A 24285-nucleotide genomic window follows, 5' to 3' on the forward strand; every position below is an offset into this window, starting at 1 on the left:
AATCCGAACTGCCGGTAGAGGCCGTGCGCGTCGCTCGTGAACAGCGTCCAGCGCATGTCCGCGCCGGGGCCGTCGTCGATCATGAGTTGCATCAGGCGCTTGCCGAGGCCGTGGCCGCGGTGCTCGTGGTCGACGTAGACGTCGGCGAGGTAGGCGAAGCCGACGCCGTCCGAGACCGCGCGCGCGAAACCGACCTGCTCGCCGGTCCCGGCGCGATAGACGCCGACGACGCGCCAGGCGGTCGCGAGCTGGGCCTCGACGTCGGCGCGCGTGCGCCAGCGACCCCAGTAGACCTCCGTCGAGAGCCACGTCCACACGGCTTCGATCTGGATGCGGGAGGGATCGTCGTCCACTTCGTAGGCGTCGTTCATACCGTCCATTCTTGCAACGGCGAAGGCGTGCAATGAGCCGTCGCACAGGGCCACCCCTCGACGGCGTGTGAAAGGGTGGAGGGGTGACGATCGTTCCCCCGGAACCCGGCGAACCCCGGCGCCCTCACGGGCCGCTGAACAGCGGCGATGCCTGGGTGGTGGCGCCGACAGGGGAGCGGTACTGGGGCCGGTACGGCGCGGCAGGGCTGCTCGCCCACGACAGGGAGCGCGGCGTGCTGCTGCAGCACAGAGTCGCGTGGAGCCACCACGGCGGCACCTGGGCGCTGCCCGGCGGAGCGCTGCATCATGGCGAGTCCGCTCGTGAGGGCGCGATCCGCGAGGCGCAGGAGGAGGCCGGCGTGCCGGACGGCGCCGTCCGCGCGCAGTTCGAGAGCGTGCTGGATCTGGGTATCTGGAGCTACACGACCGTCGTCGCGGACGTGGTGACACCGTTCGAGCCGGTGATCAGTGATCCGGAGAGCCTCGCGCTGCAATGGGTGCCAGTCGACGAGGTGGACCACCGTCCGCTGCATCCCGGTTTCGCCGAGTCATGGCCCGAACTGCGGGCGCTGCTGGGCGTGCGGCCAGTGGTCGTGGTGGACGCGGCGAACGTGGTCGGATCCGTGCCGGACGGCTGGTGGAAGGACCGTGCGGGAGCGACCGCGCGCCTTCGCGACCGGCTGGACGCCTGGGCGCGGCGCGGTGTCTCGGCCGAGCGGGTCGCGCTGGATTCGACGCGCTGGCATCCGCGGGTCGTGCTCGTCGCGGAAGGGGCGGCACGCGAGGTCGCCGATCCGGCGGACAGTGCCGACGTGGCGTGCGCGGTCGAGATCGTGCGTGCTCCCGCGGCGGGCGATGACACGATCGTCGCTGTCGCCGGCGAGCGTGTGGCAGCGGGCGATCGCGTGTTCGTCGTCACGAGCGATCGCGGCCTGACCGCGCGGATCGAGGAGCTGACGGGCGATGGTGGTCCGGCCGAGGTGCAGCCGGTGAGCTGGCTGCTCGAGCAACTGGACGAGGCTGCATTGCCGGCGGACTAGTACCGGCGGGTCTCAGACGAACATGACGCGTCGTGGGGCGCGATCGTCGTAGGCGCGGCCGATCGGACTGGTCCAGCGCAGGGAGCCGTCGGGGAGCTGCCGCGCGGTCCAGCGGTGGCCCTCGTCGACATCCGGATGTTTGAGCGCGTGATGCCCTGGACAGAAGTCGCTCAGGTTGGTGATCTCGGTGAGCCCGCCCAGGGCGTAGTCGTGATTGTGATCGATCTCGCAGCGGAGGGCGGGAGTGTGGCAGCCCGGGAAGCGGCAGCGCTGATCCCTCGCCCTCAGGAACCGTTTCATCGCGGTGGTCGGCGTGTAGCGGTCGACCTTGGTGACCATCCCGGTGTCATCCAGGAACAGCCGGTTCCATCCGCGGGCGTGATGGGCGAGATCGCGGGCGATGTCGGGATGCAGAGGGCCGTGTCCATCGAGTTCGGCGAGTCGGTCGTCCTCTCCGGCGAGGGTGGTGGCGGAGATCGTCACTTGCACCGTCGCGGTGATCCGTTCCAGTCCCGTGCCGAGAGCCTCGGAGGGAGTCGCGGCGAGCAGCAGGTCGATGAAGGTGTCGGCCTCGATCTCGCGGCGGGTGCGTCCGTCCGCCGCGATGAACTCCGGTCGGGCGTCGGGCCCGACCTTCGTGGCTTCGCAGGTGTCGGTCTCGGGATCGTGAAGGTCGTGATCCGGGTCGAGGGCGTAGGTTCCTGCCGCTGCGATGCGGTCGTACGTCTGCAGCCGAGGATCGTCGGGCAGGAGATCCTCGGGGAAGGGGAACTCCTCGGGATCCGCGCCCGCGAAGCGTTCCGTGATCGGGTCGGCGAAGATCAGACCGAGGTCGTTCTCGTGAGCGCTCCGACCGGTGGCCGCGACGGCCGTCGCAAGGCTGCGGAGGCGATCCATGATCGCGACGGCATATACCTCCGGCAGCACCGCCGTCAGTAGAGCCAGTCCGTCGTCGAGGGGGCGGACGGTGATCTGACGTTCGGATGCCGCCCTGGCGTGGCGCTCCCGGATGCTCTCTCCCGCGAGGGTCGCCGCGATCTGCCGAGCGTACGGACGGGTGCGCGCCGGCGTCTCGTGCTCGGCGACCGTGATGGCGGCGGTTTCGTACACCGTGAGCGCCTCGGCGTCGAGGTCGCCGTTGAGCACCGCCTCACGAACGGGCGCGGCGGCAGCAACCAGCACGCGGACGTGCTGAGCCGTGATCGCGCCCTGCTGCAGGGCATGACGCAGTGCGGGGAAGAACTCGCTCAGGGCGGCAGCGTCGTTGAAACCGAGTTCCGCGGCGGTCTTGGAGATGCGCCCTGCGGCGGAGTACTCCGCGATCATCGACCGGCGGATCATGTCACGGTGCTGCGGATCGGCGCGAACATCCTCGTCGAAGATCACCGCCCTGGCGGCTAGCAGCTCGGAAGCCYCGCCCTCGAGTCGTGCGATCTCGGCCCGCTTCGTCACCCACGCATCCAGCAGCGCGCCGCGATCTGCGGCGGGCCGGAGCGGGGCTTTGTTCATGCTCCCATTATAGAACAGAACTTCGAACTCAGGAGGGGGTGTGGATAACTTTTCTCCCTGATCGCATTGGAATTATCGACTAGTGACCGGTGCGCTCGCCATCGGGATCGCGCCCGCGCAGCCGATCGATGTCGCGGCGTTCGCGTTTGGTCGGGCGCCCTGCTCCGCGATCCCGCAAGCCCGCGGCGGCCATCGGATCGCGGGCCGGCGTGCGATCCTCGGCGGCGACGGCGGCCAAGGGAGCGCCGACGCGCTTGACCAGGGTCTGGCGCACGATCAGGATCCGATCGAACCCACTGATCCTGATGCGCAGCTCGTCGCCGATCTTCACGCTCTGCGATGCCTTGACGCGGTCTCCGTTGAGTCGCACGTGGCCGGCGCGGCACGCGGTCGTCGCTGCGGAACGGGTCTTGAACACGCGCACAGCCCAGAGCCAGCTGTCGATGCGTACGGGGCCGCTGGCCCAGGGATCCGTGTTCATGCGAGCGCCTCCGTGCCGCGGTCGATCGCACCGGCGCCGACCGGCGTCTGGCGGGCCTCGCCGCGCCGCAGGGTCAGGAGCGCGCCGGCGACGATCAAGCCCTGCCCGATCGTGTAGGTGACCATGACGGCGGGGCTCGTCCAGTCGGGCATCGTGTCGGGCAGGAACAGTCGGAAGGCCAGGATCGTGTCGCTGGAGAGGAAGAAGACGCCACCCCAAGCGACGATCGCGTGGCAGCGCGCCGAGGTCGCCGCCGTCCCGGCGAGCACGACCCCGTACACGGCGACCGCCGCGAACAGGGATCCGGTGTGCGGTCCGAGGATCGCGATCATGAACAGCCACCAGAGCAGGTAGACCACTGTCCAGAGCGGCAGCCGGCGCACGCGCAGGTGGCGGAGGAACAGCAGGATGTAGGCGACGTGCGCGAGCCCGAAGAAGCCCAGCATGAGCGGCAGTTCCGGGGCGAAGGGGAAGAACAGCCCGGCCTCGTCGCCGAGCCAGGAGAAGAACAGGGCGGCGATCAGCAAGACCGTGGCTCCGCGCGGCGCCAGGGTCTTCCAGGTGAGCGCGACAGGGACCGCGAGTAGCGGCATGAGCAGCGCCTTCGTCGGAACCGCGAGAGGGCTGTGGGCGGCGAGGACGATCACATGGACCAGGGCGACGACGAGGTACGGCGCGAACGGCCACAGGGCGCGAAGTCGGGTGCGGCTCTGCATCCCTCCATCGTAGGAGCGAGGAGATGCGCGGGCCGACGCTGTCGTATCGGCGTTCACGACTATCCCGCGAGGTCGATGCTCACCAGGGGGCGCCCGGATCGCAGCTCGCCGACGACCGAGAATCCGGCGGTGAGGAAGGTCGACAGCGCGCCATGGAACAGCTCGTTCGAGGACACCTTCATCGCGGCCGTGTCGACGGGGTAGCCCTCGATGACGCGGGCGCCGGACTCGCGCGCGTAGTCGACGGCGGCTCCGAGGAGGGCAGCGTTCAACCCCTGTCCGCGATGGTCGCGCCGCACGGAGAAGCACGTCACCGCCCACACGCTGCCATCGTCGAGCGGCTCCTGCGTCGCGGCGACGATGTTGCGCGTATAGGCGAGGCGAGCTTGCGCCGGGCGCGGCCCGATGCGGATCCAGCCGGCGGCCTCACCGTCGACGTACGCGACGATGCCCGGCGGGGGACCGGTCGTGATCTCGTCCCGCAGGATCCTGACGCGCTGGTCCTTCGTCGTGGCGTTCCAGTCCTTGTTACGCAGCACCGGCCACACGCACTGGCACGAGGCGCCGTCGCCGCCTCCGGTGAGCGTGCGCTGCACGTCCTCCCACTCCGTGGGCGTCGCTGCCTTCGTCGTGATTGCTGACATGTCTTGACGATACGCGGGGCCGGCGACACGCGCCGCGCCCGGCGCCTCACCCGGTTTCGCGGACGCTCCTCGAGTCGGCTAGGATGGTCGAGTTGCCCGCGCTTCGGTGCGGTCGTCCACGGGCTGTGGCGCAGCTTGGTAGCGCACTTGACTGGGGGTCAAGGGGTCGCAGGTTCAAATCCTGTCAGCCCGACCACAAGGGCCCTGGTGAGACGGTAAATCTCACCAGGGCTAGTCATATCTGGGGTTCGTTCAGGTGGTCCCCATGTGGTCCCCTGGGAGTCGAGTCCAGCCGTCAGGCACCCCATAGGGGCGCCTCTGTCGGGTGGCCTGTGGGCGACGGGGACCAAAAGGGGACCAATGCCCTCCGGACTGGCCGCAATCGAGAGCCTCGGCGCCGAATGGCGGCGAGGTGGCCCAACGCATCTCCGGAGATGCGCCTGTTCGTCCTTGCGTCGGCGGGGGGTGTCAGCGGCGTTCGACGTAGCCTGAACCTGTGGAGATCGATGAGGAGGAGTTGGGGCGCATCTCTGCGTTCTTTGAAGCGCGGATTCAGGAACCTGACCCGCAAGATCATGTACGTGTCGCCCGGGCCCGCCTGGAAGAGGTGGGCGAGCTTATTGACACTGTGAAAGTGATCCCTGGAGGTCGTGCGTCAGCGGTTGATCGCTGCTTCGAGGAAACGTTCCTCCCATCGGACATGGTGCGGACTCAACTCCGACTGGCACAGCACTACATCGGATCTGCCTGCGACGGTCGTACCCCGGCTCTGACGTCGTTCGTTGTGCTGAGAGTCGCGATCGAGTGCATAGCGACAGCACATTGGCTCATCGCGGACCCGTCTCATCGTGTCCGGGTTGAGCGATTCCTCAAGCGGATGTGGTGGGACACCCAGAGCGCTGTTGACATGGCGGTCGTTGCTAACGCAAATCCGGATCTCAGCGCGGTGTATGACCTTGAAGAGACGATCCACGAGATCGCGGAGCCGATCAAGGGGCTTGACCCGGAGAAGGTGACGACGTCGAAGAGGGTGGCGTTGAGCGGCGTCGTTCGGGAAGCAAGCCGCGCTGTGCGACCGAGCTATCCCACTTTGATGGAGTCGTGCTGGATGGCTTGCGCGGGCGTGTCCCACGGAAACGTCCCGATCTCAGCGGGCATCGGGGTTGGCCCGCATTCGGTGCGGAATCCTTCGGAGCATCCGATCAGTATGAGCGTCTACGCGAACTTCCTTGAGATCGCCGTCACCGATCTGGAAACCACAGTCGCGTTCTTCCTGCGGTACGCAACCGAGGAGCATCAGAACCAGCGCCCCATGGTTTGACGGCCGCCGACCACGATGAGGTTAGGGCCGTGAGAGAGTGACGCGCTGGCGGCCACCGAGGTGCCTTCCGAGTCATACGCGGCATGCCCTTCGAACGGCATAACACTCAGTAAGACCACCCACTGATCGGCGGCACCCCACTCAGCCTGGTGGAACCGGGCGCCCAGAAGGTCTCTCTGAAGGCTCGCCTACCGACCGCGCAACGGCGAACTGCCACTGCGGAACGCGCCACAATGGTTGATCCGACCTACAGGCGTTGGTTCCGCTTGACTCCGGCTTTCCGGGTTCTCAGGTGACGTCGTCGGCCCAGGACGCGGCGCTGTGGACACCGATGCGTATCGCATGTTCCGCGAGGTTTCGAAGTTCCAGATCGCTGACGCCGCTCTCCTTGAGCAGGCCTGCGACTGATTGCAATTCGTGAGCGATGTGCCAATCAGATTGGCTCATCAGTGCGAGGCGACGGGTGATGATCTGGGCAATCTTGTCCGGATGCGTGCGAATGATCTCGGCCGGCAGGTCGTCAAACGTGGTGTGCTCCCCGAGCGGTCCCGGCGCTAAGTCCGTGACTTCGAGTGTCTCCAAGGTGATGCCGCTGGGCGTGCGGAGCGCCATGTCGCCCCACGCTGTGCGTTCCTGCGCGGGAATCATGCTGATCGGTTGAGAGAGGCGAACTCGGACGCTTTTGGCAAGCCACGCAGTCCAAGCGTTCGTCGACTCCGCTTCGTCGATGTCGTGGAGCACATCGGCCATCGCACTGATGAAGCCACAAACTTGCGCAGGCTCGGTGAGGCTGGCGAGAAAAGCCGGCGCATCGACACCGTCTGCTGCCCCCGATCGGATGCAGATTGACGCCATCATCCACCAGTACTGGCGCTCAAGACCGTGCTCGGAGCCCAGGCCAGCGATCAGATCATGGGCCGAAGTCAGCTGCTGCCAGAAGCCGGCCTCCAGCATCGCATCGTTGGCTCGGGGGTGGTGGAGGTAGCTCTTCCAGGCTTGGGTCGCTCTTTCGCCTGTCGTGGCCTCGAACAATGGAAAGAGGTGCTCGCGTGCAAACGTGGGATCAGCACCGAATAGGAAGTATGTGTCCGCGGCGATGATCGCCAAACTCGCGCGAGTTGCGTAGTCAGCGGGATCCAGCAGCCTCGCCGCGGCTTCCTTGTCGGCCGTGGAAAGCCCTCGCCAATCGTCCCCCTCGGCTGTCCACCGCACGCGCACACGGTTGACCCAATATTGTGCGAGAACTCCGGGCCACGTGTTGAGTCCGAGCATCAGCCAATCTTGGGAGTCGCGTTCCTCCAATTCCGGAGCGTGCGTGTCCCACACAGCGCTTGCCAGCTCATCGAGCCGAACCAGCACTGACTCCGAGTGCTCCGGTGCGCCACTCTCCACAGCCGAGAGACAGAGATCGCTGATCGAACGGGCGAGTCGCGCATCCGCGACGAGGGCTAGCAGCGATGCGAGCGCCGGTTCGATCTGCTGGTCCGTGAGCTTGGCATTGCCGAGCCCGGTGATGACTGAAGCCCTGAAGTCGCTTTTTCGTACAGGGTTCTCCGAGACGATCGGCTCTCCGAGGAGTGCCAGACCAATGTCCGGCCGGCTCTCGATCGCCTGTTGCACGACGGCGCACGCACCCTGCCAGGTCGGCCCATCCAGCGCGTCTTCGGCGTATGACTGATTGACTGCCAGCGCGACGGCGCCCGCGGGACCGTGGTCGTCGAATGCTCCAACAAACTCGTCGGTGGAGAACGGTGCTGCCTCCTCGACCCAGCCACCCGAGTCCATCCAATAGTCGAAGTCGGGATGCGGGCGCACTCCGATGGTCGGTCGATGATCTCGGATCGCAGCGGCCGCGCGTTCAAGGTCGTCCCATCCGCTGACGTAGCGTGTGAGCCACTCGACGATGTCGAAGATGCATCTTTCGTGGAGTTGCTCTTCGCGCTCGGGATCGAGGTCAAATGGCGGAGGACCTTCGAGGACACGTCCGAGGAGCAGCTTCCGATCGCGATCCTCCAGATTCGGCGCGATCCTCGCGAGGAGCCGAAAGACCTCGTGCTTACTATGAATGTCGTAAAGATGCGGTCCTGCAAGCAGCATCACGAGCTTGTCATGGGCTCTCATGGTTGGATGCTCGGTGACAAGGTGGAGACCCAGCCGGCGGAAGAGCGCGAAGTCGCTTTTGAGCCAACGTTCGATGATGGAGCCGTCTGTTCCGATCAAGATGATGCCCGTTTCCCGAAGGGCGTCGATCAGGGTGCTTTCGTAACTTCGTAACCGATCTTGATCGTGCGGTTCAATAGCTGAGCGCCGATGGGACCRACTGTCCCAAGACCTGTTCGGCTCGCACGTTGCCAGCAACTCGTATGCGTCGTTCAGAGACTGTTCGAATATCTGGAGGATGGAAGTTGCGTCCGCCGGGAGGTCCTCGCGCACTGTCTCCCAGAGTTGCCGCAGATCTGACGTGGAGCTGGACCACCTCACACTGGCCTTGGTTCGGTCGCGTGCCTCAGTCTCTTCGAGAAACCACGGGCGCTCGATTTTGAATTGAATCCGAGGTCGGAGCGCGCGCCGCAGGAGAGGAAGTACGGACAGGCCGTGCCTCGTCGATCGGTGCAGGATGTTCCACGTTTCCTCGGGATCTTCATCGTGTGTACGCAGACCAGCTGTCACGATAACGGACCATCGTGTCGCCAATTCCGGTGAGGACTCGCGGAGGGCATAGGCGGCGTAGGCAATCGCCTGGCGCAGTCGAGCGCACACGATCGGCCCTTGTCGTGCGAGGGTAGCCAGAGCCAGGTCTGTCATCTCGGCGTCAGCCACGTAGTGGTCGGCGAACCACTGCGCCAATACTTCGCTCTCGTCGGTCGTGTGCCGCCCCGAGGTGAACAACGACAAGAACGCCGGCTGCTGCTCAGCCCAGAGAAGCCACTCCTCTCCGCGCGCCTTCTCGCTGAACGCTCTCACGCCGGCGGGAAGCTTGAGGGCCGCGGCAAGATAGTCAGCCTCTACCGGCAACTTGGGCGGTCCACCACGGACGATCTCGTGGACCCTGGCCCGATGGTCGAGCTGGCCCATCTCAAGTCGGCGTGCCCATTCGTCCAGCGCCGTTGTAAGTGCGACATGTTCGGCCGCCTTCGGATAGTCGATGGGGGTGATGCGCAGGTCGCGCCACTTCGGGTCGTCCGGAGAGTCTGTGAGCGCGAATCTCTTCGTCGTGGGCGGCAGGCCTCGTGCAAGATACTTCATCACGGCGTCGCTGTGGCTGTAGCCGACGAACAGGACAGTGCGATTGAGAAACAGATCCGTGACGAATCGCCGCGCCCACCCGTCAAAGAGGTACGCGCGGCCGAAATCATCGTCGGTGATCACGAGTTCTGCCGCGGGCCGCGAAACACGGCCATGGAGGTACACGAGCCCCGTGAAGTCGCGCCCCAACGGCACCGCGGGGCCGCTGTAGACATCGCCAACCTCAATCGCGAGCTCAGCGGCAGCGGTCGAAAGGTGCTCGTCGTAGTTCGTGCTCACGATGCGTACGGTGCCGCAGGCGCTACTAAGTCGAACGATTGCGCGATGTGTGTCGTTGGGCTTCGAGACCGGCGTAGCAATGATCGCGCGGGCGCGCTCTCTCACCGTGGGATCGGAATCACACAATCGCCCGATGAACGCATCCGGCTCCAGTCGCTCGTCCCACTCGACGCCCGTCGCCGCGGCCAGCTGGGCCGTTAGCTCGGCGAACGAGGGGAGTCCCGATGGTGCGTTCATGGAGGCTCCGGCACCGACGAACAGAACCAGATCCCCGGCGGCGGCCGCCGTGATGAGAGCCTCGGGCAAGTCGACGTCGTCCGTGATCCTCATAGCTCTACTTACTACCGCATAGTGGTGCCGCAGGGTCGACACAGGTGAAAAGCGAGGAGCTCGTCAAGTCGCCATCGCCTGTCGCTGGGCGGTCATCGCGCCTTCGGCCTGCCCGAGGGCCATGTCGCGTGGCCCATTAGTTCTTCTGACTTTGCTTCTTCGCGTCGCGGAGATGCTTGCGGTACTGGGCCCGTACCTCGTCGTACTGCTGGTCGGTCAACGACACAAGGTAGGTCACGGCATCGCCCGACCAGACATGTGATGCGCCGTTGCTGTGCTTCCAGGCGAATGTCGTGTTGTCGCGAAGCGATTCTTTCGAGCAGAGTGCCTGGTGGTCATCTGACGTGATCGGCCGGCCCTTGCGCTTCTCATTGACCTTCTTGACCAACTCCGTCGCGCTGAAGGGATGTGTCTGGTTCGGGTCCGTCTTGCGGATCGCGATCCGACCGTCAGCGGTTGGTGACACCGCCACCACGAGGTCGGCGCTCGTTATCTTCTTCTGTGACTGCATGTGGATGTCGTAGATCGTCGCGACACGTCCCATGTCTCCGCCGGAGTTTTGGGCGTCGTCCATCAGGGATCGTAGTTCGTTGATGAACTCTTCTACCTCGGCGACCATCGCGGCGTTCTTGTTGACCCTCATGAATTGCACTGCCTTTGCTGGCGCCGTCGCACCAAGTGGTAGCAGTTGCCAGGTCATGGATTCGGCAAGGTCTTTCTTGAACTTCGCCAGCACAAAATCACGGTAGTTCAGTACGTTCTGTTGAAGGAACGGGTAGATGACTGCACCGAGTCCGTGCGCGTTGTACAGGTGGATCGCGCGGTCGCGATACTCCGTGAGAGCCTTCACGTTGGCGGTCACTGCGGCGCCGTCCACCTCCGGGAGCCACAGCGTGTTGGCGTTCATTCGCCCAAGTGCGTCGTCGATCCCGATCGAGCGGTACCGCTCGCCACGTTCCTTCTTGTAGAAGATAGAGCGGTTCGTTTGCCGCAGTGTCGCCTTGAGCGCCAGCTCCCACGCATTGACGATGAGCATCACTGTCACCTCGTCGCGATACGTCATCTGCGGTTTGTTGTAGATCTCCACCGCGGAGAGCATCGCGGCGAGGGAGTTATCGACCAGCCGTTTGATCGAAACGTACGGCGCGCTCATTGTCCGGACTCTCCATCGGCGTTGGTTGCAGAGGCGTCCTCGGGAGAATCCCAACGCCACGTGATCTCGTCAGCTGACGCTCGTTCGTAGYCCTCCAGCCCGAGGTTTCGCTTGCAGGAGGTCAGTGCCGTTCCGAGCAGTCCTTGGTAGTTGTGATCCCAGCGCCAGGGGTGGTCCTCTGACATGGGCGGATGCGAGAGGTCAGGTCCTGTCAGGACTATCGGTACGTTGGGAGCGAGATCAGCCCGGGATGTCTTCACGAGGCGGGACCGTTCCACCCGCGCCTTGAGCACTGATCGTTCGGTGTCGTTGAACTCATCTTTCATCGTGGCGAACAGTGTGACGGTCCGGACGCCGGCTTGCGAGAGACGCTTCTCGAGGAGCTCGAGGTTGAGGACGTCGTTTTCATCGATCCGGCTGTGTGTCTTCACTTCTCCCAGCACCACAGTCCAGTCGTGGCTGGGAAGGTAGACCGCCACATCCACTTCGATCTTCTTCCCGTCGATRGCGACTTCGAGTCCTAGGACGTGGGGCATCGTGGCTTCTTCCACGTGCCGAAACTGTCGTAGCAACGAGGTGGTGGCGAGGACCGAGACCAGGGAGTCAACTTGGTCGGGGCGGAGGTGGGCGGCAAGTCGATAGCGCCATTCGGGCTTGACCAGGGCGTGCGATAGCGCCAAGTTGAACTGCTCACCGCATAGCTCGCACTCGACTCGTGTGGCGAGGTCGTCGGCGGACAACCAGCGATCAACCCGGCAATGAGCGCATTGGACTCGGCTCGTCGGCACGAACAGGCCGGTGTTCAGCATGCTGAGAACTTCCCCCACGCCGTAGTGCTTCTGGTCCCTGTAGAACCACCCTGGCCACGGGCCTTTGTTGTCGGTGAAGATGCGGCGTAGGTGATCGAGGTGCAGCCCCTCACCCTTCCGCGCCGTCTCAGACAGGACCGCGCGCGCCCCCGGCTGGCTAAAGAGGCCACCAAAAGGGCCGCCCAGCCGTTCAGCGGCGCGCGATTGGAACTTGCCGATGTCGGATTGTGAGACCTCAATCGAGGAGTCATCGAAGAGGCGCTGGAAGACATCAAGGTTGAAAGCGAAGACCAGCGGTGCTGTGTCAGCGGTGGCGTCGACGCCCATCACCTGTGCGGCCGCGGCAGCACGCCTCTGCCTGATCCCTTGTAGGTTGGTGGCCTGCTCAAGCAATTGGGAGTGTCTACGGTACGGCGGGATAGCCGCCGTGAGTCGAGGATCGTGCCCCTGCGAGGTGTGGGGCTGCAACTCGGCGGCGATGATGCCTCGCCATATGGACGAAGGTCGATGCGTGAGGGGTAGTTCGGGAAGCGGAAGCTCAATCATTTGCGCGGTCGGCCGGGAGTCCTGGCTGAACGACCGCGAGAAGCGTGTCGTGACTCCGGGAAAAGCGTCCCTTGGCCAGGGGATCTCGGTCTCGTGACTGATTGTCACTCCCAGTTGACCAGCCCGTGCGTTGAGGAGATCGAGCAGGGCGGGTCCTGCGCCCTCCGCACCGTACACTGGCAGCACCTCCCGTGATATCGGGCTAGGACCGCCCGACATCCACGTCTGCGTAGGCAGCGGGCCGGCTAGTAGAACTTCCAATGTCTCGGACGCGGCACCTGCGGGGACCGCTGTGACGTCGACGCCCATTGCCCGGAGGTTCCAATAGTTGACGACATCGTGTGTGTTGCCAGTCCGGAGTATAAGGACTCCTCCGGTCCGGTTTCGATGTTCTGCTCCGAACAACGTCAGGTAGCTGGCAGTGGCACGGACTAGACCGGGCGTCGACTGCGACGGATCAAGCGCCAGTGCCTCCGCTATCGAGATAGCCACTGCCGGATCTGGGTCATCGGACAGAGGTGGGAGGCCGAACATCGCCGCGTAGGCCAGCTCATCAGGATCCTCGTCCGACCACTGAGGTTGCGCCACTCTTTTCCCGATATCGACCAATTCGACCCACTTGAGAAGACCGTGTCGGATCGACGGCTCGGGACCGTCTACGAGCGGTCCGTATTCTCCATAGCCTTGCCATGCCCACCCCGGGGAGCGAAGGAACTTCTGCAGCTGTTCGTCATCGATGTCGGAGTGCAACGAGTCGACGTCGAACGCGGCGGCCTGTTCTTTGAGCCGATCGCTACCATCGTTCACATTCAACAGCGGCATGTAGATGCCACCCCATACCGCGCTCAGAGCTCGGATCGCTTCACGGACCGCAGTCGGGTTCGCCGTGTCCAGGACTATTCCGACACGCCACGGGCGTAGAACTACCTTGCCCGTTGTCAGAGCAGCCTCCGAAGCCACGGCGGACCCCCTTCTCGCAGAGGGCGGCCGCCTTGCCCTACCTCGTGCATTCGATCTGATCTGTTACGGATCTAGCGAACCGTCACGTCTAGGTTGGCATCGCCCGGCGACAAAGCCGAGTATCCGTCGAGACGCGCCGTGTCCGATCTGCAGCAGTGGGTCTCCGCGGCCGGGGCGCCAAGGGGACCAAAAGGGGACCACAAGGGGACCACAATCATGCGATTCCTGCATCCCATGCATCGCAGGGCAACCGCTGAGTCGCAGAATCACGCGGGAGTTTCCCCAGGCAATGCTGTTCTGGCACCTGGGGGTCAAGGGGTCGCAGGTTCAAATCCTGTCAGCCCGACTGAGAAGTCCCGGAGACTCAAGGGTTTCCGGGACTTTTCCGTAGGTGGATGTGATCCGGTCATCGAGAACCCATCACTTTGGCCCCCTCGCGGCCCGCTCGGGCCGCCTGCTCTGGTAGCCGTCCCGTCTTGCCGGTTGCTTCCGATTCTTGGGAGGGAGCAGGACGCACCTGTTCGGTATGGACACCGAACACGGACCGACCGGCAACCCTTGGGGCCTGGAGCCGCTGCTCGACGTCGGCGAGCTCGCCGCGTACCTCGGCGTACCCGTCTCCACGGTCTACTTCTTGCGCGAGGTGCGAGTAGAACTCCGCGATCGACGCCATGATCCCGTGCAGGAGCGTGCCGTTCGGCGTCGTGTCGATGCCCTCGGTGCTTGATATGGGGTGGCGGTGTGGGACGGTATCGTTAAGCTATGGAAACCCAGGCTGAAGAGCTCCCCTGGTTGGCAAAAGTGGGCGCTGTGCCTACCCTTCCGAGCCCGACCGACGGCTGGCGGGATCAGTTGCTTCGTCTAATGAAGTGGCTAGACGAATCGGGTCCGCTCGCAAGAGAGACGAGGTTCACGAACCCCGATTCGGATACGCAGTACACACTTGAGCAGTACGCGAATCAGTTGGCACCTTTCGATCTCGTGAACCGGACCGCCGAGCGGGAGGTTGAAATCGGAGCCTCTGGGCGTGAGTGGCTGAAAGACCCCTCCCCTGATCGTCTGCTGCGCCAGATTCATGCGAGAGCGAAGTTCGTAGGCGAACTCCTTTCCGCTATCAGCGACCGGCCTCGTGAAATGGTCGAGCTTCACGACCTCGCGAACGATGAGTACAAGCTCGACTGGCGGAGTCGAKACCAGGTAAGGCGCCGTATGACATGGCTCATCTCGCTCGGGTTCGCTCAGCGGCTCTACAACAACTTCTACGCAATTACGGATGCCGGCAGAGAGATCCTGCCCACTCTCTCCCTACACATGGTCGACAGTTCTGACGAAAGCGATCAGCCCGCCCAGCCGCTTCCCGCGTCTGGGCCGGCGATCGAGGCGCTCCTGATGACGCTTGCGGCGGACCCGTCCATCGACGCAGACCGCCGCCGGGGACTGGGGTATCTCCCGGCCAACCCTGAAAGCCCAGTGAATAAGTCCGTCGCGGCGCTCATTGAGCTTGCGGCTGATCAGATCTCAATTGATGACTTCCTTTCCGCCACCCGCCTGACGTTCGGCCTCAGCGAGAGTAGCGCCAAGTCCTCGCTCGGGACTTTGCGCGGCTGTGGCTTGTTTGAGCCGACTGGCCGCTCCACGTTCTCCGCAAGTCCTATTGCTCGCGAGTGGCTCGAATCAAGGTCCTCCATTGACTTAATTCGGATACTTCATGCCAAGACGTTCCCCGTCGGCGAGCTGATCGATCTGGTCGACGAAGTAAATCGCGCTCCAGCGTTGGCCGCGGCGATCGATGCGCGATATGGCGAACGAAGCACATCTGCTCTTGCCGTAGCGCGGATTCTGCCGTTCCTCCTCGACGTCGGTGCCATCCGCGAGATCGGGTACGCGCGATATGCCAGCACGGCATTCGGGCGTGACCTAGCTGCCTCGCTCCCGCTTCGTCGCACGCTCACCGACGACACCGGCGAGTCGACTACCTCGGGTGTCGCTGACGAGAGCGGACCGACATCTGAGGAGATCGCTAGGGAGCTGGAGGTTGCCAGCACGCGGTCTGAGCAGCCACAACGACTCGAACGGGCGGTGGCGGCTGCACTTGGCTACTTAGGTGCGGCCACCAAGGTTGTCGGCGGCCCCGGAAACACCGATGTGGTGGCCGAGATCGGTACGCAACCGAAGGATCGTATCGTCGCGATTATCGATGCCAAGTCGTCCACTCACGGCGTCGTCAGCGAGAATGCCGTCAAGCTGGATGCGATCGAGGACCATAAGCGGAAGCACGGGGCATCGCTCGCGGCGATCGTGGGACCGAGTTTTGCCGGGCGCTTGACAAGCTGGGCGACGGACAAGCAGATCGCGCTCATTTCAACCGATTTCCTTGCATCGCTCGTTCGTCGACACTCCACGACCCCGCTTGGACGCGACGACCTCAAGACACTTCTGGAAGGCAATGACGGCCATCAAGCCCTCGCCCAGTCTCTGTCGGTGCGGAGCGCGAAGGAGGGACTGGTCGGCATCGTGCTGACCGTTCTGCTACGCGAGGCTGCAGAGAACGACCCCAATGTCACCGCGGGTCTCGACCTCGACGGCATGTACCGCGCAATTCGCGATCAGTTTGCGATCAAGGCCGACAAGCAGGACCTCCGAACCGCCGCTGATCTACTCACATCACCCCTCATTGCGGGCGTCGCGCTAAGAGGAAGCCACTACCTGGCCGTTGAACCGGCAACAACGATTGCGCTTCGCCTGTCGGCGCTCGCGTCTTCGCTCGAAGGAGCTGACCAACTCGAGTGAATGCACTAGTGTCGGCTCCATGCGCTGATGTTAATCGGACGCTGAGATCAGCGCTCAGGCAAAGGCGAGCGGTTGTCGGTGGCTGAGCGTGCATGGAATCGCGTCGTGAGCCCGGGGCTGTCATTGCGCGGACAGGGCGAGTCGTGAGTGGCGTCTAGTGCGCCTATGCGCCACCCGACGCTTTGCGCGATAGTGGCTCCCTATGCGCACGACCACCGACGCTTCGTTGGGTCGAGGTTTCCAAATGCGCTGAGCCGTCCGTCAACCTCCTGAATCCGAACTACACCACGCAGCTTGACATCGTGGGCGCTGGCCACCGATCAGCGATCCGCCACTCTATCCGGATCCCGCTCGAGCCCGTAAATTGTTCTTGGCGCGAGTCCGAAGCACGACCTATCAGAAACCCATCTAGATCACTCACCAAGACCCGCCGTCAACCGGCTACACTCCTTCCAAGCGAACTGCCCGGTTCCCTGTAAACACAAGGGAATCCGCGAGTTCCCGAGACGATCGGCGGAGACCGGAAATCGACCGGATCCTCCAAGGGGTCGTAGGATCAAATCCTGTCGGCCTCGCTTATCTTCCGGATGCTCCAAAGGGTTCGGCAGTCTCGGACTCGGCCTCGGTCCAATTGACCGCACCTTTGTCTTCGGGCGGTTGATAGATGTGGTTAGGTTTCTGCCGGACAGCGCGACTAAGGCTGCCTCATTTCGTATACGGATGAAGTTCAGAGCACCTTCTGCTGTGCGGAGGTGGAACCTTAACCTTCTTCCACGGAGAACCCGAGCGACCGGTTGAAGCTGAGTTAGGCGAGGATCTTCGGTGCTGCGACTGGTGCGGCGCGCACGCAGGGGTCTCGAAAGGTTCAGTGGGTGCGAGCCGCCGGGGGCCAGCCACGAGCCTGTCAGCACCCGTCCCGAACGAACCCCGCCAGCCGCGCGCTCATCGCGGAAGGATCCCAGCTGTGCCAGGCGCCGGCGAGGCTCTCGCTCGTCCCGGCCGCCACGGCGTCGGCGATCGCATCCGCCGCTTCGGCCATCCCCGGGAACGTCTCGGTGCCCACGAGAGCGAGGACGGGAGCGGCGATCCCACGTAACCGCGCAGCGACGCCGTCCTCTTCGACCAGGGCGAGCGCGGACCCGTCCGGAACCCATGAGTTGACGAGCTCGGGGTATGCCGGCGAGCGTCGCAGTTGGTCGAGCCACTCCGGCGGCATGCCGACCATGTAGGCGGCCACCGCGTCCTCCAGGTGACCCGCGGAGATGTGTGTTGCGACGCCCGCCCACCACGCCGGCGCGCCCTCGGGGAACTGGCCCAGCGGCGCCTCCCAGAGGAAGAGGCCGCCGAGGTTCGGAACTTCCGGCGCCGCGATGATGGCGATTGCGCATCCGGACGAGTGCCCGACGAGTACGACGGGCCCCGGTATCGTCGCGGCGAGCGCGGTGATCGCCGCGATCTCGCGTTCGAGGGGGATCGGGCCGGCAGCGGGGGAGTCGCCGCGGCCGACTCTGTCGTAGACGACGGCCTGCACGCCGCTCTCGCCGAGCAGGCGCGCGGTCTCCGTCGTGACGGGATCATCGGCGCGCGTGGGGCCGGCGCCCTGAATGAACAGCACGCCGGGAGCCTCGGCCGGACCGTAGTGGTCGTAGGTCACGGTGTCGCCCGCGGCGGTGCTCAGCGTGTTCACGATGCCCTCCCGTCGAGCCGGACGCGGACCGCGTCGCCTGCGGCCTTGCCGATGGCCTTGCGCAGCTCCGCCTTGACCGGTCCGACGTGGGCGCCGTTGCCGGTCGGCATGAGCGTGATCCGCATCGGGTGCCCGTCGATGGCCCCGGTGACCTTCACAGGATTCCCGGTGCCGAAGATCTCGCGGGAGTCCGGGACGTCGAAGACCGTCCAGGATCCGGTCTCGGGAGCGATCCGCAACATCGCGTCGAACTCCACAGGGGTGTCAGGGTGTGCCAGCATGCGATCCTCCAGTTATTGGACTCATCGGTCTTGTTTGGAGAATAGACTCTTCGGTATGATTTTGACAAGGGGGTGAGCGGATGCGACCGAGTTCGAAGCTCAAACGCGAAGCGGCGTTGGACGCCGCGKAGAAGCAGTTCCTGGCGACCGGCTACGAGTCGGTGACGATGGAGTCGATCGCCCACGAATCGGGAGTGGCGAAGCAGACCCTCTACAGTCACTTCGGCAGCAAGCGGGCGCTGTTCCTCGAACTCGTCACGACGAGCACGACCGGTGCCAGAGGCGCGGCCTTCGCCGCCTCGCCTGGCATGGATGAGACGGCGGATCCTCGGGAACTGCTGCGCGAGCGCCTGGTCGTGCAGCTGGCTCAGGTGCTCGATCCTCGTGTGCTCGCACTTCGCCGCCTCGTGATCGGCGAGCTGACGAGATCCCCCGAACTGGCGGAGGCGCTGTATCGCAACGGCCCGGCCTATGCGATCGAGGTCCTCGCCGAGCTCCTCGGGGCGATCTCGGCAACGGGCGCGCTCACCATCGGCGATCCCGTGCAGGCGGCGACGCAGCTGAACTGGCTCGTCATGGGGGAGCCCATCAACCGCGCGATGATGCTCGGCGACGACGCGATCCTCACCCGCGGCGAGATCGAGGAGCATGTGAATGCCGCGGTGGATGTCTTTCTCCGCGCCTATGCACCGAAGGATCCGTCCGGGGCGACGCGGTAGGGGGCGCAGCCACGAGCGGCATCGAAGGGTTGTCGTGACCCAGGATGTCGGTCAGGCTCGGGACATGTGGATCTCCGGAGTCCTCCCTCCTGATGCCCCCGATCCGAGGATCGAACGTGCGGAGATCGTGCGGGCACTCCCATTCGCGGTCTACGGCCTGGTGCCGCAGCCGACCCTCGAGGATCTCGACAGCCTCAGCCTGATGTTCGTCGGCGGCATCGAGCACTCGACGCAGACGACCGTTTCGGTCACCTACACGCTGTGGCACAACCCGGACGATCACGACGATCCCGTCAACCTCGCCGAGCTCGACGACGTCACCCGCGAGTCCCTCGAGCTGGAGCCGCCGTGGCCGCGTCCTCCCTGGATCATCGAGGGGGCCGAACGTATGCGGTACCCGATACTCAGGGAAGCGGTGCGCACCACGTGGACGTACGACCCGGAGGAATACCAGTCGCTGCCGAATCAGCTCGTGCAGCACGTGAACCACATCCTCATGAACCGCTTCCGCGCCGAGCTCGGCATCCCGGACGGTCCGCCGAGCGGCCCGCCGGGCAGCGAGCCCTGGCACGCACGGCTGTCCGCGGTAAACCCGAAGGCGCGGCTCGAAGTCGACGGACGCGAGGTCGAGGCCGTCGAGATCGACACGGATCCGTTCGTCTACGGCGTCGGTGCCCAGCTCTCGCCCGAGATCGCGGTCACCGTCGTGATCCCACGCGCCGACCTGCCCTTGATCAGGCTCGCGGTCGCCACACGCGACCCGGGCGAGGCGGCCTCGTAGCGAAAGTGCTCCTCGCTGGATCCCTACGTCGTCCTGCTCAACCCCGCCCGCGGTGAAAGGCCGTCCTCGCTGAACACGAGGCGGGCGAAGCGGCGGCCGATCTCCTTGTAGAGAACCGTGTCGGGGTGGAGTGAGTCGGGAAGCGGATAGCGATCGACGTCTGCAGGGCCGTAGAGGGCGAACCCATCGAGGTAGGAGATGTTCTCACCGGCGGCGCGGCGGACATCGACGACATGCCGGATGTGGCGACGGGACTCGGCGAGCGTCAAGGCACCCGTGGCGATGTCGGCCGGATCGCCCGCGGTGAAGCACCGGATGCTTCCGTCGTCGAAGAACTCCACGTTGCCGGGACCAGGCGTCTCATCGCTGTCGGGCCACAGGATCGAGGAGCACAGGACGATCGGCGTATCGGGATGACCGGAACGGATCCGATCGATGAATCCATGCAGCGACGGCGTGAACGTGCGCTGATCCATCGCACGGGCGCCGACGATGTTGACTCCGACCTTCAGCGAGATCACGTCCGCCGGCGTTTCGGCGATGGCGTCGGCGACGAACGGGTCGAGCATGCATTGACCGCCGAAGCCCAGGTTGATGACGTCGAGGTCGGCGATCTCGGCGGCGAAGACCGGCCAGACGCTCGTCGGCAGCTCGGCCTCGACGCAATGGCTGATCGAACTGCCGTGATGGATCCAGACGGGGCGGTCGGCCGGGGGAGCGGGCTGTACGGGCGCGTCCCCGCTGATGTCGACGAGGTCGATCGTCATGCCCTGAGGGAAGAACACGGTCACGGTCTTCGGTCCGGCAGGAAGGGGCGCGAGCTCGATCGTCGCTGGCTCGCTATGCAGGACCGTGGTGCTGTCGTCGCCCGCGGGGGAGACCACGAGGGTCTGGGTCACGGGTGCGTCGGCGACCGCAACGGTCACGCCGTCGATCCGGGCGACGAACGTGCCCGCGGGTCGAATCGCCTCGCCGATCTGAATGCGGGTAGCCCTGATCCGCAGCGACAGGCGCGTGGCTTCGGTGCGGACCCGGAGTCGCACTCCGCTCGCGTTCGAGGACATCGCTCGAAGGATCTCTCCGGACGGCGGGAAGTGCGGCCATCGGCTGACGGGTATCCGCACCGGGCGGACGCCATCGGGCGTCTCGATCAGGTCGAGGTGACCTTCCAGTCGGACGCTGCCGCTCGGGAGCGTCACGATCGTGCCGTGGCTCGCGCTGGTCATTCGGTCTCCGTTCCGTGGATGTTCGATTCGATGAAGGCGACGGTGCGTGAGAGCAGGATGTCGCGCTGCGGCACCTGAGCCCAGCCGTGGTCCGCGCCCTCCACGACGACGAGCTCGGCCCGGTCGCCGTAGACCTCGAGGTACCGCTCCGCGTAAGGGACGGGGACGAAATCGTCCGTGCCGTGGAGCAGCTGTACCGGACCGGCGTAGCCGGCGGCGCGGCCGTAGACATCGAAGGTCTTCGCGTCGTCGCGCATCGCGGGACCGAGTCGCATGCCGAGGAAGTCGAAGTACCCCTCGGAGTCGAGCGTGTCGAGTGACCGGCCCTGCAGCGTGCCGCCGCGAATCTCGTCGACGAAGACGGCTGCTGTCGACCACATGGTCAGCGAACGCAGCGGCAGAGCGGTCTCCGCCGCTACGACGGAGGCGATCACCGAGCCCAGGCTCATCCCGACGAAATGCAGATCCTCCGCGTCGACGGTCTCGAGCCCTGCGATCATCGCCAGAACCTCGTGCGCGTGGCGGGCGTCCATCGACGCGGAGGTGTCGTAGAAGTCGCCATCGCTCTCGCCGTGGCCGGCCCGGTCATAGGCGATGGACGCGATGCCGGCCGCCGCGAGGCGTCTCGCCAGCGCGACGAACAGGGAGGAGAACTCGACGTGCGATGCCCCGAACCCGTGGAAGAGGATCGCGGTGGGGAACGGACCGGCACCGGCGGGCAGATACTGCGCTCCGTGCAGGCGGATCCCCTCGGCGCGGGCCTGGAACGGGATGACCGTCAGCATCGGGAGTCCTTCAGATCGAGGTGTCTCGGACGGATCATCACGCTGCCGGTGCATCGGTCTTGACCGCCGAAGTGACGAGGTCCGCTTCCAGATCGAACTCGTTGCGGGCGTTCCGCCGGAATCCGAGCCAGCCCACGAAGAACCCTACTCCGGCGAGGATCGACACCCCGACGTACAGCAGGCTCGGGTTGAACAGGACGAGCGCAGGCGTCACGACATTGAGTGCGGCGGTGGCGAACCGGGAGACGGCGTAGATCGTGCCCTGGGCGGTGGCGCGGAGCATGGTCGGGAACGACTCCTGCGTCCACACCTTCATGATGGTCTCGAAACAGAACGCTCCGAAGAAGACGGTGGCGACCGTGGCGATGATGATCGACGGAAGGGTGAAGTTCAGGACGACGGGGAGCAGGTTCGCGACGACGACGCCGATCGACCCGATCACGTAGTACGACATCCGCAGCTTGGTGTCGACGACGGCCATGAACCACAGCGCGCCCACGACGGCCGCGGGCATGGCGAGGATCGTCCAGGAGTTGTACTCCCCGATCGAGGCGTGGGCGACGTTGACCGCGACGAAGGTGCCGAAGCTGCCGGCCACACTCGTGGCCATCGCGGCGAGTGTGTAGTAGCCGAGCAGCGTCAGGAACGGCCGGCGGTAGGCGGGGCGCCCGAAATCGCGGAGGCGTCCACGTTCGGCCCGGACGGTGTGCACTCCCGCGCGCCGCTCATCGCGAGCGATGAGCCAGACCGCCGACTCGGGAATCGTCAGCCGCAGCGCCAGCACGCCGAGCGCGATCGCGGCGAAGGATCCGAAGATGATGAGCCCGCCACGGGGCCCTGCCGCGCCGAAGTTGATGGCCAGCAGCACGGCCAGGAGGATGCCGAAGCCGCCCAGCAGGTTGGAGAAGACCAGGATCTTGCCGCGGTTGCGATCCTGAGCCGCTTCCGCGATGGTTGCGAGCGCGACGGGAAGGTCGGCGCCGACGCCGATCCCGATCAGGGAGATCCCGATCACGAGCAGCGGAAGGCCGAGCCCGAGAAGAGGCGCGGCGGCACCCAGGACGATGACCGCCATGGTCAGGATGAAGACCGTGCGACGCCCCCAGCGGTCGCCGAGCCGCCCGCCCAGCAGCGATCCGATCGCGACTCCCGCCGTGAGAAGGCCGGTGAGCAGGCCCAGGTCGTTCGGGGTGAGCCCTGGTTGCCCGGGGCCGGGCGATTGCAAGAGGACCAGGGCGATGGGAACGCCGGTCGTCACGCCGGTGTCGACGAACGTCGCCATGCCGCAGACGAACCCGACCCACCATGCGTTCGGGGCGCGTCCGCCTGACCTTGATGTGAACATGCGCTTACTCCTTCGTAACCGGTCTCGCGGTCCTTCGCCATGCTGATCCGCGTCAGCCCATAATGCTATACGGGTATAGCACGTGTCAATCCGCGGTCTGAGACCTCCCTGGCGGAGCTCAGCGAGGCGAGGCGGGAGCGGCGAGGGAAGCCCCCGGGACAAGGGGCATGTCGACGCGGTGGGGGCGTGAAGGGAGAGCGCCCTGCAGTAGCAACCGGGCGGCGACCTTGCCGAGCTCCTCGTAGGGCAGAGCCACGGATGTCAACCGGGGGAGTACTGCTTCGGTGAGAATGCTGCCGTCGAACCCGATCACCGAGACGTCGGCGGGTACCCGGAGCCCCGCCTCCCCGAGCGCGTGATAGGCGCCGACGGCAACAGCATCATTGGCGCAGATCAGCGCGGATGGGGTCCGTTTCGCGGAAAGCAGGCGGGAGACGGCGGCGCGGCCGTTCGCCAGATCCCAATCGGTCTCGATCGAGATGGTGCCGGCGAGCGCCGTGCCGGCCGCGCCGAGGCTCGCCTCGATCCCGGCCAGCCGCTCGGTGAGCGCCAGCGGGCTCCAGCCGTTCCACGCGGCACCGCCGGTGAAACCAGGGGGGAAGGATCCGATGAACCAGATCCCGTCTCGATGACCCGCCTCGAGCAGCGCTGACGCGGCCTTCTCGCCCGCGGCGCGTTCATCCGGGATCACCGCCGCCGTGTCGGGCGAGACGCAGTTCAGAAGCACCAGGGGTGCGTCCCGGGCCAGAGGAGGGATCTCGACCTCGCGGGTGAACATCGACGCGTACAGGAAGCCATCGACATCCCGGTTCAGGAGGTTCCGCAAGATCTTCGCCTCGACGTCCGGATCCCCTTGGGTGTCGACGGTGTAGAGCAGCGTGTCCGCCGCTCGCAGAGTCTGGAGCGCGCCGCGCACCATCGCGTTGGCGAAGGAAGTCGTGCCGATGAAGTCCGAGATGAGGGCGACGGTGCCGGACTTGCCCGTGCGAAGGGTCTTCGCCGTCGTGTTGGGGCTGTATCCGAGCTGCTCGGCGGCGAGACGGACACGCGCGGAGGTCTCCGCGGAGATCCGCAGATCGGTCCGGCCATTGAGGGCGAAGGACGCGGCCGATCGTGAGACCCCGGCGAGGCGAGCGACCTCGGTCAACGTGACGCGCCGCGTGCCGCCCGTGCCCTGACTGCTCGTAACCATTCTTCTCTCCTCGCCCTCCTCAGAATAGGCGAGTGGGTCTCCGCCGCCCCGCAGCGTCCTCCGCGACAGCGGCG

The 24285-nt window shown here is 65.3% G+C and carries 19 protein-coding genes, 1 tRNA gene and 1 pseudogene; 7 read left to right on the forward strand and 14 right to left on the reverse strand.

Annotated elements, in window-relative coordinates; genetic code table 11:
• Positions 1 to 50 precede the first annotated feature (50 nt).
• Positions 51 to 380 (reverse strand): annotated as a pseudogene (locus AC1DG4_RS09910) (GNAT family N-acetyltransferase); the annotation flags it as partial.
• Positions 381 to 454: 74 nt separating this feature from the next.
• Here AC1DG4_RS09910 and AC1DG4_RS09915 point away from each other — a divergent pair.
• Entirely contained in the window at positions 455 to 1411 is a 957-nt protein-coding gene (locus AC1DG4_RS09915) for an NUDIX domain-containing protein (RefSeq protein WP_477381977.1), read from the forward strand.
• A gap of 12 nt (positions 1412 to 1423) precedes the next feature.
• Here AC1DG4_RS09915 and AC1DG4_RS09920 read toward each other — a convergent pair whose 3' ends face one another.
• From AC1DG4_RS09920 to AC1DG4_RS09935, 4 genes are all read right to left on the reverse strand, one after another.
• The gene (locus AC1DG4_RS09920) at positions 1424 to 2920 is read right to left on the reverse strand and encodes an HNH endonuclease signature motif containing protein (RefSeq protein WP_477421209.1); all 1497 of its coding nucleotides are present in this window, start codon (positions 2918 to 2920) and stop codon (positions 1424 to 1426) included.
• A gap of 79 nt (positions 2921 to 2999) precedes the next feature.
• Positions 3000 to 3401, reverse strand: a complete 402-nt coding sequence (locus AC1DG4_RS09925; protein WP_477381975.1) for an RNA-binding S4 domain-containing protein — start codon at positions 3399 to 3401, stop codon at positions 3000 to 3002.
• On the reverse strand, positions 3398 to 4117 hold the full coding sequence (locus AC1DG4_RS09930) for a lysoplasmalogenase (RefSeq protein ID WP_477381974.1): 720 nt from the start codon (positions 4115 to 4117) through the stop codon (positions 3398 to 3400). Before AC1DG4_RS09930 ends, AC1DG4_RS09925 begins: the two co-directional genes overlap by 4 nt.
• Before the next feature lie 59 nt (positions 4118 to 4176).
• Positions 4177 to 4761 carry a GNAT family N-acetyltransferase gene (locus tag AC1DG4_RS09935; RefSeq protein ID WP_477381973.1) on the reverse strand — a complete coding sequence of 195 codons (585 nt, stop codon included), beginning with the start codon at positions 4759 to 4761 and terminating at the stop codon, positions 4177 to 4179.
• 119 nt (positions 4762 to 4880) lie between these two features.
• Here AC1DG4_RS09935 and AC1DG4_RS09940 point away from each other — a divergent pair.
• Together AC1DG4_RS09940 and AC1DG4_RS09945 are read left to right on the forward strand one after the other, a co-directional pair.
• Positions 4881 to 4957: transfer RNA gene (locus tag AC1DG4_RS09940), tRNA-Pro, on the forward strand.
• A gap of 300 nt (positions 4958 to 5257) precedes the next feature.
• On the forward strand, positions 5258 to 6082 hold the full coding sequence (locus tag AC1DG4_RS09945) for a hypothetical protein (protein ID WP_477381972.1): 825 nt from the start codon (positions 5258 to 5260) through the stop codon (positions 6080 to 6082).
• 288 nt (positions 6083 to 6370) lie between these two features.
• On the opposite strand, the gene AC1DG4_RS09950 is transcribed toward AC1DG4_RS09945, so the two are convergent.
• The 3 genes from AC1DG4_RS09950 to AC1DG4_RS09960 form a co-directional block, all read right to left on the reverse strand.
• Positions 6371 to 9937, reverse strand: a complete 3567-nt coding sequence (locus tag AC1DG4_RS09950; RefSeq protein WP_477421210.1) for an SIR2 family protein — start codon at positions 9935 to 9937, stop codon at positions 6371 to 6373.
• A 136-nt stretch (positions 9938 to 10073) separates the two neighbouring features.
• The gene (locus AC1DG4_RS09955; RefSeq protein WP_477381970.1) at positions 10074 to 11090 is read right to left on the reverse strand and encodes a DUF3644 domain-containing protein; all 1017 of its coding nucleotides are present in this window, start codon (positions 11088 to 11090) and stop codon (positions 10074 to 10076) included.
• On the reverse strand, positions 11087 to 13405 hold the full coding sequence (locus AC1DG4_RS09960) for a hypothetical protein (protein WP_477421211.1): 2319 nt from the start codon (positions 13403 to 13405) through the stop codon (positions 11087 to 11089). The genes AC1DG4_RS09955 and AC1DG4_RS09960 overlap by 4 nt, the downstream gene beginning before the upstream one ends.
• 526 nt (positions 13406 to 13931) lie before the next feature.
• Between AC1DG4_RS09960 and AC1DG4_RS09965 the strand changes: the two genes are divergently transcribed.
• Together AC1DG4_RS09965 and AC1DG4_RS09970 are read left to right on the forward strand one after the other, a co-directional pair.
• Complete coding sequence (locus tag AC1DG4_RS09965; RefSeq protein ID WP_477381968.1) at positions 13932 to 14132, forward strand: hypothetical protein; 201 nt, start codon at positions 13932 to 13934, stop codon at positions 14130 to 14132.
• A gap of 35 nt (positions 14133 to 14167) precedes the next feature.
• Entirely contained in the window at positions 14168 to 16195 is a 2028-nt protein-coding gene (locus AC1DG4_RS09970; protein WP_477421212.1) for a hypothetical protein, read from the forward strand.
• A 904-nt stretch (positions 16196 to 17099) separates the two neighbouring features.
• Here AC1DG4_RS09970 and AC1DG4_RS09975 read toward each other — a convergent pair.
• Positions 17100 to 17882 (reverse strand): alpha/beta fold hydrolase, encoded by a 783-nt coding sequence (locus AC1DG4_RS09975; RefSeq protein WP_477381966.1) that lies wholly within the window; start codon positions 17880 to 17882, stop codon positions 17100 to 17102.
• Entirely contained in the window at positions 17879 to 18163 is a 285-nt protein-coding gene (locus AC1DG4_RS09980; RefSeq protein ID WP_477381965.1) for a DUF1905 domain-containing protein, read from the reverse strand. The genes AC1DG4_RS09975 and AC1DG4_RS09980 overlap by 4 nt, the downstream gene beginning before the upstream one ends.
• A gap of 80 nt (positions 18164 to 18243) precedes the next feature.
• Between AC1DG4_RS09980 and AC1DG4_RS09985 the strand changes: the two genes are divergently transcribed.
• Together AC1DG4_RS09985 and AC1DG4_RS09990 are read left to right on the forward strand one after the other, a co-directional pair.
• Positions 18244 to 18882, forward strand: a complete 639-nt coding sequence (locus tag AC1DG4_RS09985; protein WP_477421213.1) for a TetR/AcrR family transcriptional regulator — start codon at positions 18244 to 18246, stop codon at positions 18880 to 18882.
• A gap of 64 nt (positions 18883 to 18946) precedes the next feature.
• Entirely contained in the window at positions 18947 to 19663 is a 717-nt protein-coding gene (locus AC1DG4_RS09990) for a hypothetical protein (protein WP_477381963.1), read from the forward strand.
• 23 nt (positions 19664 to 19686) lie between these two features.
• On the opposite strand, the gene AC1DG4_RS09995 is transcribed toward AC1DG4_RS09990, so the two are convergent.
• The 4 genes from AC1DG4_RS09995 to AC1DG4_RS10010 all read right to left on the reverse strand — a co-directional run bounded on the left by AC1DG4_RS09995 (position 19687) and on the right by AC1DG4_RS10010 (position 24211).
• Positions 19687 to 20889 (reverse strand): SGNH/GDSL hydrolase family protein, encoded by a 1203-nt coding sequence (locus tag AC1DG4_RS09995; protein ID WP_477381962.1) that lies wholly within the window; start codon positions 20887 to 20889, stop codon positions 19687 to 19689.
• Positions 20886 to 21674, reverse strand: coding sequence for an alpha/beta hydrolase (locus AC1DG4_RS10000; protein WP_477381961.1), 789 nt, complete (start codon positions 21672 to 21674; stop codon positions 20886 to 20888). Before AC1DG4_RS10000 ends, AC1DG4_RS09995 begins: the two co-directional genes overlap by 4 nt.
• 37 nt (positions 21675 to 21711) lie before the next feature.
• Positions 21712 to 23019: an MFS transporter gene (locus AC1DG4_RS10005; RefSeq protein WP_477381960.1), complete on the reverse strand. Its 1308-nt coding sequence runs from the start codon at positions 23017 to 23019 to the stop codon at positions 21712 to 21714.
• A gap of 118 nt (positions 23020 to 23137) precedes the next feature.
• A complete protein-coding gene (locus tag AC1DG4_RS10010) occupies positions 23138 to 24211 on the reverse strand; it encodes a LacI family DNA-binding transcriptional regulator (protein ID WP_477381959.1) in 1074 nt (357 codons plus the stop codon).
• Positions 24212 to 24285: the final 74 nt, after the last annotated feature.

This window comes from Microbacterium sp. 05N427 (assembly GCF_056397105.1).